The organism is Rhodanobacter sp. TND4EL1 (assembly GCF_054061035.1).
Genome location: NZ_JBSSDT010000001.1, coordinates 36,239 through 49,751 on the forward strand (window position 1 = coordinate 36,239; position 13,513 = coordinate 49,751).

Consider the following 13,513-nt stretch of genomic DNA (forward strand, 5'->3'; position numbering starts at 1 on the left):
TTTGTGCAGCGGGCTTCGACGGCTAATTGCCAGCAGCGTGCTGCTATGGGTCGTGTCCGTGGGTACGGCCATTGCCAATACGCCCGTATCAGGTGATTCGTCGCACTTGCTCAAGCAAGCGGATGTCATGAGGACATCGAACCATGCAGAGTTCGTCAGGCTTCTGAAGCAGCTTGATGACGGCAGGGCGGACCTGTCTGCCGAACAGCGCATGGAGCTGGGTTACCTGGAAGCATGGGAAAGTGGTTATAGCGGCAATTACGGGCGCGCACTGCAGGAGTACGACGCCGTTGTCAGTGGAACCGGGAACGCCACCCTGCAATTTCGTGCAAACGCCGCTGCAGTCAATACACTGGTCAACGGATCGCGTTATCAGGAGGCATTCGTGCGCCTGACCCAGCTATTGGAGCGGTTGCCGGAGATCACTGATAAAAACGCCCGGGCACAGGGCCTGGCCACGGCGGCCTTTCTTTACAATGGCGCGGGGCAATACGATCTGGCTTCAGCCTACGCAGACAGATTGTTCAAGGAGGAACCTGACAACAGCGGATATGCCTGCAGAGCCTGGTACATGGAGATTGACGCTCTCTACAAGAGCGGTAAATTGCAGGGTTTCGATGAAAAGCTGCGGAAGGGTATCGAAACGTGCGCCAAGGCGAACGACGTTCTTTGGGCCAACGGGATTCGTTTCCTTGAAGCCGGCTTCGATATCGACAGGGGGCACTCCCAGGATGCCATCAAACTTCTGCGGAAGAATTACGCAGATGTCGAGAAAACCAACTATCCATGGCTGATTTCCCAGTTTGACGCGACGCTGGCCCAAGCCTATTGGAATGTAGGCGATGTGGCGATGGCGAAACATTTCGCGCTTGTTGCGATCGACGGCAGCATCAAGAACGAGGTCATCGAATCGCAGGTAACGGCGTACCGGCTGCTCTATCTGATCGAGCAGCGCCAGGGTGATCTGGCGTTGGCGCTTGGGTACCACGAAAAGTACATGGCTGCGGACAAGGGCTATCTGAACGAGATCAGTGCAAAAGCACTCGCGTACCAGACGGTGAAGCAGCAGCTGCTGGCCAAGAAATCGCAGGTCGACACGCTGAACAAGCAGAACAAGATCCTGCAGCTGCAACAATTGCTAGACCGCAAAGCCTCCGAGGCGAGCCGGCTGTATATCATCCTGTTGCTGACCGTGCTGGCCTTCATCGCGTTCTGGACCTATCGCATCAAGCGCTCGCAACTGCGCTTCATGAAGCTGGCCCGGCGCGACGGGCTTACCGGCATTTTCAACCGCCAGCACTTCGTCAGCTCCGCCGAGCAGCAATTGCAATATTGTCGGAAGTCGTCACGCGAAGCGTGCCTGGTGCTGATCGACCTTGACCACTTCAAACTGGTCAACGACACGCATGGTCATGCGGTCGGCGATCGCGTGCTGAAGCGAGCCGTGGCGGCCTGCCAGCAGCATCTGCGCTCCACCGACATCTTCGGTCGGCTTGGCGGCGAGGAGTTCGGTATCGTGTTGCCCGAATGCACGCTGGAGCAGGCGCTCAGCCGCGCCGAGCAGATCCGCGGCGCGATTGCCACCGCCGCCAGTGGCGACGATGTCATTGGCGGGCCGGTCTCGGCCAGCTTCGGCGTGGCGACGGTCCAGCGTTCCGGATATGACTTGCGCAAACTGCTGATCGACGCGGACGACGGCCTGTACCGCGCCAAGCGCGAAGGTCGCAATCGGGTCAGGGTTTGCGATGACACGCAGCCCCGCCAGCGCGTCGCCGGCGTGGCCACCGAGCGCGCCTGACAGGCATCGTGACTCATCTTCGAAAGCCGGTCCCGCGTCGTGGCTGGCGCGGCTGACCGCTCGAGGTTGACGATGGCCTGGGTTTTTTGGCCGGTGGCTTGTCGCGGGTCGCGCGGGGCAGGCTGCGGCCGCCAGCGATCGGGCGCACAATCGGCTGACCTGCCACTGTGGAGATCCCTCATGCGCCCGACACTGCTTGCTGCCTTGCTGACTTTTGCACTCCCCGCGGCCGCCCTGGCGCGTGCCCCGGACGCCCATGCGGCCAGACAACATGACGTTGCCGCCACCGTGGTGGACCACGCATTGAACGACCCGGCGCGCTCGCTCGACAAGGTCGACGACACCCGTCGCAAGATCGCCCAAGTGATGGCTTTCGCCAAAGTCATGCCGGGCCAGAAAGTACTGGAACTGGTGCCTGGCAGCGGCTACTGGACCCGCGTGTTCAGCGCCATCGTGGGTCCGCAGGGTCATGTCTACACGGTGTGGCCGAACGAGATGGGCAAGTTCGATACCGAAAGCCTGGCGAACTGGAAGAAGCTGGCGGCCACGCCGCACTACGCCAACGTCAGCGTACTGGAGCAGCCCGCCGCGCAATTGCAGGCGCCGGCCCCGGTGGACCTGGTGTTCACCGCGCAGAATTACCACGACTTCCACGACCCCTTCATGGGCCCGATGAATATCGCCACGTTCAACAAGCAGGTATTCGACGCACTCAAGCCCGGCGGGCTGTTCGTGGTGATCGATCACGTTGCACCGGCCGGCTCCGGCCTGGCTGACACCAATACCCTGCATCGCATTGATCCGGCCTCGGTAAAGAAGGAAGTGGAAGCGGCCGGCTTCGTCTTCGACGGCGAAAGCAAGGCGCTGCGCAACCCCGCCGACACGCATGAACTGAAGGTGTTCGACAAGTCGATACGCGGTCACACCGACCAGTTCATCTTCCGCTTCCGCAAGCCGGCAAAGTGAGTCCGGACAAACGCGCGACTTGAGTTGTGGCGGCGCTTCGCTGCACCATCGGGTGGCCGTGTCGATGCCGACAGGTAGCCCCGTGAGTGTGAATGACGATGCACCCGCGGCGCCGGATCCCCACGATCCGGCGCCGCAACGAGCCGCCGAACCCGACGCCGCCGATTGCTGCGGCGAGGGCTGTGTGCGTTGCGTCTACGATAGATACGAGGAAGCGCTGGAACGTTACGAGTTGGCGCTGGCGGCGTGGCGTGCACGTCATCCATGAATCAGGGTTCCGGGGGAAACATGTGGCTGGCCATCACGCGTGACGTGAGTCCGACGCTCGGCGATTGCGAGTTGTCCTATGTCGACCGCGAGCCGATCGATGTGGAACTGGCCGTTGCGCAGCACAACCTCTATCGACAAGCGCTTGAGGCGCTGGGCTGTGAAGTTCACTCCTTGCCGGCCGAGCCGGGCCTGCCTGACTCGGTCTTCGTCGAGGACGTGGCGATCGTGCTGGATGAGGTTGCGGTAATGACCCGTCCGGGTGCGCCCTCGCGCCGTGGCGAAGTGGCCAGCGTGGCCGAGTCACTGGGTGGTTGGCGACCGTTGCTGGCGATCGAGTCGCCGGGCACGCTCGATGGTGGCGATGTGTTGCGACTGGGTCGCACGCTGTATGTCGGTGAGTCGGCGCGCAGCAATCCGGCGGGCATCGCGCAATTGCGCGAGCGGCTGGCGCCGCATGGTTACGCCGTGCGGGGAGTGCCGACCCGTGGCTGCCTGCATCTGAAATCCGCGGTGACCCAGCTCGACGATGACACCGTGCTGTTGCAGCCGGCATGGGTGGAGCGCGAGCGCTTCGCCGATTTCCGCGTGGTCGAGGTCGACCCGGCCGAGCCGCATGCGGCAAACGTGGCGCGCATCGGTGACGCGCTGCTGATGCCGGCCAGCTTTCCGCGCACGCGGCAGCGGCTGCTCGACGCCGGTTTTGCGGTGACAGTCGTGGATGTCTCCGAGCTGCAGAAGGCCGAAGGTGCGGTGACCTGTTGCAGCCTGGTGTTTCGCGCGTCGGCGTGAGCCATGCCGATTCGTTACCGGCTGGCCCGACCGGACGATGCGCTCGCGATCGGTTTGCTGGCGCGCCGGGTAACCCGACGCTGGATCCTGCCCGACCAACCGGCCAGTGCCGCGCCCGCGCTGCTTTACGGCATGAGCGCGCGGGTGATCCGGCACAAGATCCTGGCTGGCCAGCGCTTTCATCTGGCGTGGCAGGACGGGGCGCGCCTGGTCGGCGTGGCGGCGATGCGCGACGACACGCACCTGTTCCAGTTCTTCGTCAGCACGCGCCTGCAGGGCCAGGGCATTGCTCGCCGGTTGTGGCAGCGCACGATGCGTGACGCGTGCCGCCGTGCCGGCACGCGCCACTTCACCCTGAATGCGTCGGCCATGGCGGTGCCGATCTATCAGCACCTGGGCTTCGTGTGCCTGGGCCCACCGAAAGTCAGTGACAATGGCCTGGTGACCCAGCCGATGCAGTTGGACCGGTCATGAAACATGGCCTGTTTTTGCAGGCAAGTTGCTCCCGCGCACGGCTTTCGTCGGGCCCAGCCGCGTTTCGTCGCATCGGCTGCGACTTTGCGGCACTGTCTTCCTATTCTCGAAGACACTTTCATCGCTGGAATCTGCCGTGATCAGAAGTTTCCTTTTCCAGGCCCGGCTGGTCTTCGCCTGGTACGTATTGTTTCTTGCGCTGGCCTTCACCGCCGACTGGATCTGGTCGGCGCTGGGCAGCTTCGTGGCGCTGCTCGGGTTGGTCACCGTGGTGTTCGTGCTGGTGCGCGCGCATTCGCATCTGGGCCGCCTGCGCATGATGCAGGATGGCCGGCTGGATGCAGTGACACTGGCCAGCCGCCAGCAACGCCAGGTGGAGGTTCCACTGGAGGCCGACGAAGCGTTCGACCTGCTTGATTCGGTGATCCGCGGCCTGCCGGGCGTCATGGAGATCGACAGCAACCGCGACCGCTTGCAGGTACGCGCCGTGACCGCGTATTCCGACCCCTATGCCATCAACTGGCTGGGCCGGTTCGACCCGATGCGATGGATCGTCAGCCAGCGCAATCGGATCCTGGCCACGGTCAGCCGCGGTGAGGGCGCCAGCAGCTTCGTGCTGGTCTGCGAGCCGGTCAGTGCACCATGGGGCACGTGGTTGCAGCTGGACGACGGTGCCAACCTGGAGAACATCAAGGCGATCACCCGGGCGACCACGCTGGCCCTGGCCGATCGCCGGCGTGGCGAAAAGGCAGCGGTGGCGCAGAGCGCCACCGAGAAGGAACTGGCGATCGCGCGGCTCAATCTTCTGCAGGCGCAGGTTGAGCCGCATTTTCTCTACAACACGCTGGCCAGCGCGCAATACCTCACCACCAGCGATCCTGCGGGTGCCGAGCGGATGCTGGGCCATCTGATCGATTATCTGCGTCATTCACTGCCGCGCACCGACAACAGCTTGTCCACCCTGGGTGATGAACTGGAGCGGTCCAGCGCCTACCTGGAAATCCTGAAAGTCCGCATGGGAGCGCGGCTGAATCTGCAGCTGGACGTGCCGCCGGCGTTGCTCGGGACACCCTTGCCGCCGATGATGCTGCAGACGCTGGTGGAGAACGCGATCAAACACGGGTTGGAGCCGCGGCCGGGCGAAGGTACGGTGTGGATCTTTGCGCGAACCCATGGCACCAGCGTGACGGTGACCGTGGCCGACGACGGTCGCGGTTTCGATGCGGGCGGCAGTGGCAGCGGTATCGGCCTGAAGAATGTGCGCGAACGCCTGCGGCTGATCTACGGCGCGGCGGCGAGCCTGGTGATCGCCGCGAATTTTCCGCAAGGCGTCGCCGCCACGATCAGCGTGCCGGCCAGCTTCAGCGAGGTGCATTCCCATGGTTGATTGCGTGATTGCCGAAGACGAGGCGCTGCTGCGGCAGGCACTGATGGGTGCGCTGGCCACCGCATGGCCGCAACTGAAGATCGTGGCCGAATGCGAGGACGGTGCCAGCGCCCTGCAGGCGATTGCCGACCATCGGCCGGACGTGGCCTTTCTCGACATTCGCATGCCCGGGCTGACCGGATTGGAAGTTGCCGCCGCGAGTGCCCAAAGCAGTCCGGCCACGCAGATCGTCTTTGTCACCGCCTACGATCAATACGCCATCGATGCGTTCGAACGCGGGGCGATCGACTATCTGCTCAAACCGATTGCGGCCGAACGGCTGGCTGCCACGGTGCAACGTGTGCAGGCGCGGGCCGCGGCAGGCCAGGTGGATACGGCGGCGCTGGCGGCCCTGATCGGCCAGTTTGCCGCGCAACCGCGCGAGGCTCCCGGCGAACCGCCGCTGAACTGGATCACCGCCAGCACCGGCCGCGAAACCCGGCTGGTCTTGCTCGATGACGTGATCTATTTCCGCGCCGACAACAAGTACACCACGGTGATGACCGCCGATGGCGAAGCGCTGCTGCGCACGCCTATCCGTGAGCTGCTGGAGGTGCTGGATCCGGCCGTGTTCCGGCAGATCCATCGCTCGACCATCGTCAACATGAAGGCGATCGCCGGCGTGGTTCGCGATGACACCGGCAAGGGCGTGCTGCGTCTGCGCCAGCGTCCTGAAACCCTGAGCGTGAGCCAGCCGTTCATGACACTGTTCCGAAACATGTAGAACGCGTCATGCGCGCCGAACGCCTGCGGAGGTTTCCGCAGGCGTTCCTGTTTGCGCCTTGCGAACGGCGGCCTCCGTGGCGCACTTCGCGTCGGCTCCGGGCGGTTCTGTCGCGCGATGCAGGTGTTCGTCGCGACGCGGAGGACTTCGTGCAAGAGCGTGACTAGCATTCCAGCTCAGCCACTTCACGAAAGGGATTCCGATGCTGACCATCCGCGACCTGCGCAAGACCTACGCCAACGGCGTGCATGCACTGGATGCCATCAACCTGGACATTCCGCGCGGCATGTTCGGTCTGCTCGGCCCCAATGGCGCCGGCAAGTCCTCGCTGATGCGCACATTGGCCAGCCTGCAGCAGGCCGACGGCGGCAGCGCCTTGCTGGATGTCGACGGCGTACGCATCGACGTGTTGCGCGAGCCTGAGCTTCTGCGACGCCACCTGGGCGCGAGGAACTCGGCGAGGCCGCGCTGAACCGCGCGTTGCGCAAGTTCATTGCGGCCAAGGGCTTTCAACAGGCTCCTTACACGACGTCGCTGGAACTGCTGGGCTTCATTCGAGCCGAGGGTTCACCCGATCAGCAGGCCATGATCAGCGAGCTGTTCCAGAAAATCGTGTTCTACGACGATCGAGTGGTCGAGGCGGTTGCCGCGAGACGCGCGGACGGCAAATACCAGGTCTCCCTGCAGTTGCATGCGGCCAGATACGACGCCGATGGCGCCGGCAACGAAAAGCCCGGCAGGCTGGACGACTGGATGGATGTCGGCGTGTTTGCCCGCGGCCCGGCAGGGCATGAGGGCGAGGGCAGGGTGCTTTATCTGCAACGCCATCGGATCACGCACACGCAGACCAGCCTGAGCGTGTTGGTCGACGAACTGCCGTTCGAGGCCGGCATTGATCCGTACAACAAACTGATCGATCGGGTGCCCTCGGACAACCGCATGCGCGTTTCATGGCGGGAGCACGCCGTGCTGAATCGGTGATCGAACCGCTTCGATGCCGGACCAGATGGACGAGCCGTAGTCTTCACGGGAGCGATGCAACGTTTACACTGAGAATCACTGATTTGACGTGGTGCAAGGAACTCCGGAATGAGCGAGACCCAGGCGGCGGCAGAAGCAAGGACGATTTCATTCGCCCGTTTGCGATGGATGGTGCGGATCATCCGCCACCCTTCGGCGATCCTGTTGCTGGTTCAGCTGGCGGGCCTGCTGTTGTACCCGTTCATCGAGGAGACCCGGCCGGCACGCGCGATGCTGGGCGCGTTCGGCATCCTGGTGCTGGGCTTGGCGATATCGATGGTGCGGCGCACGCCCGGACGCGCGTGGATCAGCTTCTGCATTGCCGTGCCGGCGGTGGCTTTCAACGTGCTCGACATGACCATGGACATGCCGCAGCTGCGTCCGTGGTGGGCTGCGCTCGAGGCCATTTTCTACTTCTATGCCGCGGGCTGCCTGATCAGCTACATGCTTGCCGACCGGCGCGCCACCACGGACGAACTGTTCGCTGCCGGTGCCACCTTCACCTTGCTGGCATGGGCGTTCACCTTCGTTTATGTGTTGTGCCAGACCTTGCAGCCGGGTTGCTTCTCCGCGGCGGTGAATCCGGAGGCGCCGCGAACCTGGACCGAGATGCTGTTTCTGAGTTTCGCGTTGCTTTCCAGCACCGGCATCGGCGACGTCATTCCGATCACCGTGCACACCCGCGCGGTGGCCAGTCTGGAGATGTTCGTCGGGGTGATGTACATCACTCTGGTGGTGTCGCGCCTGATCGGTCTTACCGTGGCACCATTGCGCCGCGATAGTTGAGCCAGCTGGCGATCAGGCGGTCATGCTGTCGAAATTGTTGCTCAGGTCCTTCCGGCATCGGGCGACCAGCGCCGCTGGCAACATGGGGCTGCAATCGGCTTCGAGTGGCTCGGCCAATCGCGTCTGTTCTCTGAGCAGTTGCTCCATCGCCAACAGGTCGGCGGTCGCCAGGGCTTTGCCCAATGGGCTGCCAGGCGGCGTGTCGTCGCGTTCCATCTCGGCGATGGCGTCGATGACCCGGCTGGGCAACTCCCAGTGTTGCGCCGCCTGCAGGGAAAGCCGATTGGCCAACTTGCCACACTGGGCGAGGAAGGCGGCGGAAACCGGTGCGTCGGAGCCCGGCATCACGCTTTCCAGCAGGCGCGCCACGGCGCCTGTGCCGGTATGGCACATGATCCCTGCCAGATAGGATTCAAAGCCGTCGCAGCCATTGCTGCGGGATAGCCAGGCGCAAGCATGGGCGCAGCGTTCGGCGTGATCCCACAGGCGTATGCCGGCATGTCCGCCCGTACCGGCGTTGGCTTGGAGAATGGGCTTCATCACGTGCTGAGCCACCACCTGACGAAGGCCGTCCTGACCCAGCAGCACGACGGCTTGCTGCAGGCTGGTGATGGGTTGTGCCGAGCGGTAGAACACGCTGCTGGTCACGCGCATGACCTCGCCGATCAACAACGGGTCGCGGCCGATCAGCTTGGCCAGCTGGCCGCCGGCGGCGGTATCGCTGCGCAGTTCGCGCAACAGTTGCGGCAGCACGCTGGGCAGCCGGGGCAGGCTGCGCATGTCAAAGCGCGTACTGAGCAACTCCAGGCGATTGAGTGCCGCGGTCTCGCCCTGCGTCGCTGCGGTCAGCGGGCAGGGCGGCAACTCGAGTACGAAACGGTGAAAGAGCTCTTCGAGCCGGCTGCGGCTGGTCAGCGGACCCGCCGCTTCCGAAACAGATGGCGCCATCGGGCGCGGCTGCAATGGCGCTGCTGTGCGAGCCGCCTGCGGCCTCGCTTTCATGCGGTTGTCTGGGCCGCCGAAGAGGCGCTGCCACATGCTCGCCATAGGGGTCCCGGGTCATTTCTGCGTTTGGCAACTCCGTATCGGCCGCCAACGCCGGAAATTTAGCCCGGGAGGACGTTACTTGTTCTTCTTCTTTTCCTGCTTGGCGGCCTTTTTCTCCTTCATGGTCTTTGCCGGCTTCTTTTTCTCGTCCTTCTTTGAATCCATGCCCTTGCTCATGTGGCTCTCCGCGGTGTGGTTGGGTGGCTGTGACGTGGACAAGTCTAAGCGGTTCTGCCGCCCTCGGGCAGGGTGGTCAGATTCGGTCGGCCGGGGCCAGGTAACGCCACTGTCCGGGCGGCAACTTCGCCAGCGGGATACGCCCCACGCGCAGGCATTTCATCGCCACCACTTCAAGCCCGACCGCCTTGCACATCGGCTCGATCTGGCTGGCGGACATGCGTTTGAACGCAAAGCGCAAACGCTGTTCGCTCTGCCAGCTGACCTTGATCGGCGGCACCGCATAGTTGTTGAAGCTCAGGCCGTGGTTGAGCAGGGCCAGTCCGTTTTCCTTCAATGTGCCGCTGACTTCGACCACGAACTCCTGCTCGATCCGGTCGATGTCCTCGCTGAGCTTGCGTTTCACCCGCCAGTCCTGGGTGAAGATAAGCAGGCCGCTGGCACGGGTTGGCAGGGCCAGTGGCGTGGTCAAGCCGTGCATGTGCCGATGCAGTGGGCGCACGCCCGATGGGTCGTCGGGCGATCGCGTCGCTGGCGTGACCAGTGCACTGGCCGGGTTGGGGCCGTCACCGGCATCGTAGCCGGCCGGTTTGTGCAGGACCAGGGTGATCGCCTCCAGCGGGGCCAGCCGCGCCGCCGGGTCGATCTCGACCTGCTGGCTGTCGATCATGAACTGCGGTTCTTCCACCACCACACCGTCGACGCGTACCCAGCCGCCCTCGATGTACTGCTCGGCCTCGCGGCGTGAACACTGGGCCAGCGCGACGATGCGTTTGGCAAGGCGGACGGGTTCGGTCATGAAGGTGCCGGCAAGTGAGGATGGACCATTGTAGGCGGTGCGGACGGTGGCAATTGGCCGGCATGGCCCCACATCGTGTGCTTGACCCTTCCGGCAAGGTGCGTGACATGATTCCCTTTTCCATTCTTGACCTGGCCCCGGTGACCGAAGGCAGCGACCCGGCCGAGGCCTTTCGCAACACGCTGGACCTGGCCCGCCTCGGCGAACGCCTGGGCTTTCGGCGCTACTGGCTGGCCGAGCACCACAACATGCCGGGTATCGCCAGCGCCGCGACGGCCGTGCTGATCGGCCATGTCGCCGGTGGCACGTCGACCATCCGCGTCGGTGCCGGCGGCATCATGCTGCCGAATCACTCGCCGCTGCAGGTGGCCGAGGCGTTTGGCACGCTGGCCTCGCTGTATCCGGGGCGGATCGACCTCGGGCTGGGGCGGGCGCCCGGTACCGACCAGCCCACGGCGCGTGCCTTGCGTCGCTATTTCGACGGGGCGGACAGCTTCCCGCAGGACGTGCTGGAATTGCTCGGCTACTTCGAGCCGGCGACGCCCGGGCAGCCGGTGCGTGCGGTGCCCGGAGCCGGTGTCGAAGTGCCGGTGTGGCTGCTCGGCTCCAGCCTGTTCAGCGCGAAACTGTCGGCGCAACTGGGCTTGCCGTTCGCGTTCGCCTCGCACTTCGCGCCCGATGCGATGGACGAGGCGCTGGCGCTGTACCGGCGGGACTTCCGCCCGTCCGCGCGCCTGCAGCAGCCGTACGCGATGCTTGGCCTCAACGTGGTGGCCGCTGACAGCGATGCCGCGGCGCGGCGGCTGTTCACCACCCAGCAGCAGAGCTTCATCAACCTGCGTCGTGGTCGACCCGGCCTGATTCCGCCGCCGATCGACGATATCGAGTCGTATTGGACGCCGCCGGAAAAGGCGATGGTGGAGCGGTCGCTGGCGTGTGCGGTGGTCGGCGACGGCGGCACGGTGGCGCAGGGTATCGCGGCCTTCATTGCGCGACATCGGCCGGACGAGGTGCTGATCACCGCCAATGTGTTCGAACACGCGGCCCGCCGTCGTTCGTTCGAAATCGCCGCCGAGGCGCGTGATCGCCTGCAGGCGGCATGAGCCTCGGGCCGCCAATCGGCCATAATGGGCGTTGTTCTCTCATTTCGAAGCTCCCTCACGCATGAAAACCCCCAAGGGCCTGCAGGACCTGATCGACGAAGGCGTGATCGATCAGGTGTTGCGACCGCTGAAGAGCGGCAAGGAAGCCTCCGTCTACGTCGTCCGTTCGGGCGAGGATGTCCGTTGCGCCAAGGTCTACAAGGACATGGCGCAGCGCAGTTTCCAGGCGCGGGTGCAGTATCAGGAAGGCCGCAAGGTACGCGGCAGCCGGCAGGCGCGCGCGATGGGCAAGGCGACCAAGTTCGGCCGCAAGGAGGCCGAGGCCGCCTGGAAGAATGCCGAGGTGGATGCGCTGTACCAGCTGACCGCCGCCGGCGTGCGCGTGCCGAAGCCGTATGGCTACTTCAGCGGCGTGCTGGTGATGGAACTGGTCACCGATGCGGAAGGCTATTCGGCGCCGCGCCTGGGCGAGGTGGAGTTGTCCGCCGACACCGCTCGTGACTATCACCGCTTCCTGATGCAACAGGTGGCGCGAATGCTGTGCGTGGGCCTGATCCACGGTGACCTGTCCGAGTACAACGTGCTGGTCGGCCCGGACGGCCCGGTGATCATCGACTTGCCGCAGGCGGTCAGCGCCTCAGGCAACAACAACGCGCGGATGATGTTGCGGCGTGACGTGGGCAATATCACCATCAGCCTGTCGCGCTTCGCGCCGGAGCTGCTCGACACCCATTACGGCGAGGAGATGTGGGCGCTGTTCGAACTGGGCGAGCTGCACCCGGACAGCGAACTCACCGGCCACTTCGAGTTCGACGAAACCATCGCCGACGTGGACAGCGTGATGCAATCGATCATCGACGCCCGCGAGGAAGCGATCATCCGCCAGCAAGGGCGCGAAGCGGCCGAGCAGGAAGATTGAAGCTGCGCTGCCCAGCGTAAGGCGGGCACTGCCCGCCGCTCCCCATCAAGGCGTGAAGCAAAGGCTGGCGGGCAGTGCCCGCCGTACGAGGCCGAGGGCGTCTGGCTGGCTTAGTGCGCGCTGATGTCGACCAGTTCCACGTCGAACACCAGCGACGCGTTGGGCGGGATGTCGCCGCCGGCGCCGCGTGCGCCGTAGCCGAGCTCGGCAGGAATCAGCAGGGTGCGCTTGCCGCCGACTTTCATGCCGGCCACGCCCTGGTCCCAGCCTTCGATCACGCGGCCGGCACCCAACGGGAAGTTGAACGGTGCGCCGTGGTCATACGAGCTGTCGAACTTGGCGCCGTGCTTGTCCTTGGCGCTGTCGTCGTAGAGCCAGCCGGTGTACTGCACCAGCACGTCCATGCCGGGCTTGGCTTCGGCGCCGGTGCCGATCTTGGTGTCGATGATGGTGAGCTTGTCGACCTTGCCGCTGGCGTGGGCCGCGGGCGGGGTGCTGCAGGCGGCGAGGGCGAACACGGTAAGCAGGGGCAACAACCAGCGCATGGATGACTCCGAAAAACAGATGGGAATGGGCAGGGATTATGCGGGAAAGCGCGCTGTCGCGGGTTTTGCCTGGCGTCAGTTCACCAGGTCGGCGGCAACCATCCGCTTGACCGGGTCGACGGCGACGGAATCCGCATCGTTCATCAGTTGCAGCTGGCCGTCCTGGATCAGCGCCTGCAGCCGCATGCCTCGCTGCAGCAACGCGACCAGTTCGGCCACGGTGTCGACGGGGATGTCGAGCACGGTGAGGTTCTTGTTGCGGGCCAGTGCGCTGGCGTTCTTGTTCCACCAGATGTCCGACGCGTTGCCGCCGTAGTTGATCACCACCACCTGTCGCGAGCGACCGCAGGCCTTGCGGATGCGCGTCTCGTCCGGCTGGCCCACCTCGATCCACCATTCGATTTCGTCGGTATAGGCCTTGCGCCACAGCGCCGGTTCGTCCTCGTCGCTGATGCCCTTGCCGAACTCCAGCCGATCCTCGGCGTACAGGGCGAACGCCAGCAGGCGCACCATCAGGCGCTCTTCGGTTTCCGACGGGTGTCGCGCCAGGGTCAGTGCATGAGTGGCGTAGTAATGCCGATCCATGTCGCTGATCTGCAGTTCGACTTTGTAGATGGTGGAGTTGAGAGCCATGAGGGTGCCTTGAGACAACAACCGATCATTCTACGCG

At 64.4% G+C, this 13,513-nt stretch carries 15 protein-coding genes and 1 pseudogene; 12 read left to right on the top strand and 4 right to left on the bottom strand.

Annotated elements, in window-relative coordinates:
- Window positions 1-58 precede the first annotated feature (58 nt).
- The 10 genes and pseudogenes from ACVWWQ_RS00215 (at window position 59) to ACVWWQ_RS00260 (ending at window position 8,253) form a co-directional block, all read left to right on the top strand.
- Window positions 59-1,798, top strand: coding sequence for a tetratricopeptide repeat-containing diguanylate cyclase (locus tag ACVWWQ_RS00215; protein ID WP_457383258.1), 1,740 nt, complete (start codon window positions 59-61; stop codon window positions 1,796-1,798).
- 180 nt (window positions 1,799-1,978) lie between these two features.
- Window positions 1,979-2,764, top strand: a complete 786-nt coding sequence (locus ACVWWQ_RS00220; protein ID WP_133950809.1) for a class I SAM-dependent methyltransferase — start codon at window positions 1,979-1,981, stop codon at window positions 2,762-2,764.
- An 82-nt stretch (window positions 2,765-2,846) separates the two neighbouring features.
- Complete coding sequence (locus ACVWWQ_RS00225; protein WP_457383259.1) at window positions 2,847-3,032, top strand: oxidoreductase-like domain-containing protein; 186 nt, start codon at window positions 2,847-2,849, stop codon at window positions 3,030-3,032.
- On the top strand, window positions 3,029-3,823 hold the full coding sequence (locus ACVWWQ_RS00230; RefSeq protein ID WP_457383260.1) for a dimethylarginine dimethylaminohydrolase family protein: 795 nt from the start codon (window positions 3,029-3,031) through the stop codon (window positions 3,821-3,823). The genes ACVWWQ_RS00225 and ACVWWQ_RS00230 overlap by 4 nt, the downstream gene beginning before the upstream one ends.
- 3 nt (window positions 3,824-3,826) lie before the next feature.
- Window positions 3,827-4,297 carry a GNAT family N-acetyltransferase gene (locus ACVWWQ_RS00235; RefSeq protein WP_099652401.1) on the top strand — a complete coding sequence of 157 codons (471 nt, stop codon included), beginning with the start codon at window positions 3,827-3,829 and terminating at the stop codon, window positions 4,295-4,297.
- A 136-nt stretch (window positions 4,298-4,433) separates the two neighbouring features.
- Window positions 4,434-5,684, top strand: a complete 1,251-nt coding sequence (locus tag ACVWWQ_RS00240; RefSeq protein ID WP_457383261.1) for a sensor histidine kinase — start codon at window positions 4,434-4,436, stop codon at window positions 5,682-5,684.
- Window positions 5,671-6,447 (top strand): LytR/AlgR family response regulator transcription factor, encoded by a 777-nt coding sequence (locus ACVWWQ_RS00245; RefSeq protein ID WP_457383330.1) that lies wholly within the window; start codon window positions 5,671-5,673, stop codon window positions 6,445-6,447. Before ACVWWQ_RS00240 ends, ACVWWQ_RS00245 begins: the two co-directional genes overlap by 14 nt.
- Before the next feature lie 202 nt (window positions 6,448-6,649).
- A pseudogene (locus ACVWWQ_RS00250) lies at window positions 6,650-6,892 on the top strand (ATP-binding cassette domain-containing protein); the annotation flags it as partial.
- Between the two features lie 35 nt (window positions 6,893-6,927).
- Window positions 6,928-7,428 (top strand): hypothetical protein, encoded by a 501-nt coding sequence (locus ACVWWQ_RS00255; protein WP_133950803.1) that lies wholly within the window; start codon window positions 6,928-6,930, stop codon window positions 7,426-7,428.
- Between the two features lie 108 nt (window positions 7,429-7,536).
- Entirely contained in the window at window positions 7,537-8,253 is a 717-nt protein-coding gene (locus ACVWWQ_RS00260; protein WP_133950801.1) for an ion channel, read from the top strand.
- 12 nt (window positions 8,254-8,265) lie between these two features.
- On the opposite strand, the gene ACVWWQ_RS00265 is transcribed toward ACVWWQ_RS00260, so the two are convergent.
- Window positions 8,266-9,201 (bottom strand): HDOD domain-containing protein, encoded by a 936-nt coding sequence (locus ACVWWQ_RS00265; RefSeq protein WP_457383262.1) that lies wholly within the window; start codon window positions 9,199-9,201, stop codon window positions 8,266-8,268.
- Between the two features lie 352 nt (window positions 9,202-9,553).
- Window positions 9,554-10,276 (bottom strand): rRNA pseudouridine synthase, encoded by a 723-nt coding sequence (locus ACVWWQ_RS00270; protein WP_133950798.1) that lies wholly within the window; start codon window positions 10,274-10,276, stop codon window positions 9,554-9,556.
- 107 nt (window positions 10,277-10,383) lie between these two features.
- Between ACVWWQ_RS00270 and ACVWWQ_RS00275 the strand changes: the two genes are divergently transcribed.
- Window positions 10,384-11,379: an LLM class flavin-dependent oxidoreductase gene (locus tag ACVWWQ_RS00275; RefSeq protein WP_133950796.1), complete on the top strand. Its 996-nt coding sequence runs from the start codon at window positions 10,384-10,386 to the stop codon at window positions 11,377-11,379.
- Window positions 11,380-11,440: 61 nt separating this feature from the next.
- Window positions 11,441-12,298, top strand: coding sequence for a PA4780 family RIO1-like protein kinase (locus ACVWWQ_RS00280; RefSeq protein WP_133950794.1), 858 nt, complete (start codon window positions 11,441-11,443; stop codon window positions 12,296-12,298).
- Window positions 12,299-12,408: 110 nt separating this feature from the next.
- On the opposite strand, the gene ACVWWQ_RS00285 is transcribed toward ACVWWQ_RS00280, so the two are convergent.
- Window positions 12,409-12,843: an FKBP-type peptidyl-prolyl cis-trans isomerase gene (locus tag ACVWWQ_RS00285; protein WP_133950792.1), complete on the bottom strand. Its 435-nt coding sequence runs from the start codon at window positions 12,841-12,843 to the stop codon at window positions 12,409-12,411.
- Window positions 12,844-12,918: 75 nt separating this feature from the next.
- Window positions 12,919-13,476 (bottom strand): YaeQ family protein, encoded by a 558-nt coding sequence (locus ACVWWQ_RS00290; RefSeq protein WP_133950790.1) that lies wholly within the window; start codon window positions 13,474-13,476, stop codon window positions 12,919-12,921.
- Window positions 13,477-13,513: the final 37 nt, after the last annotated feature.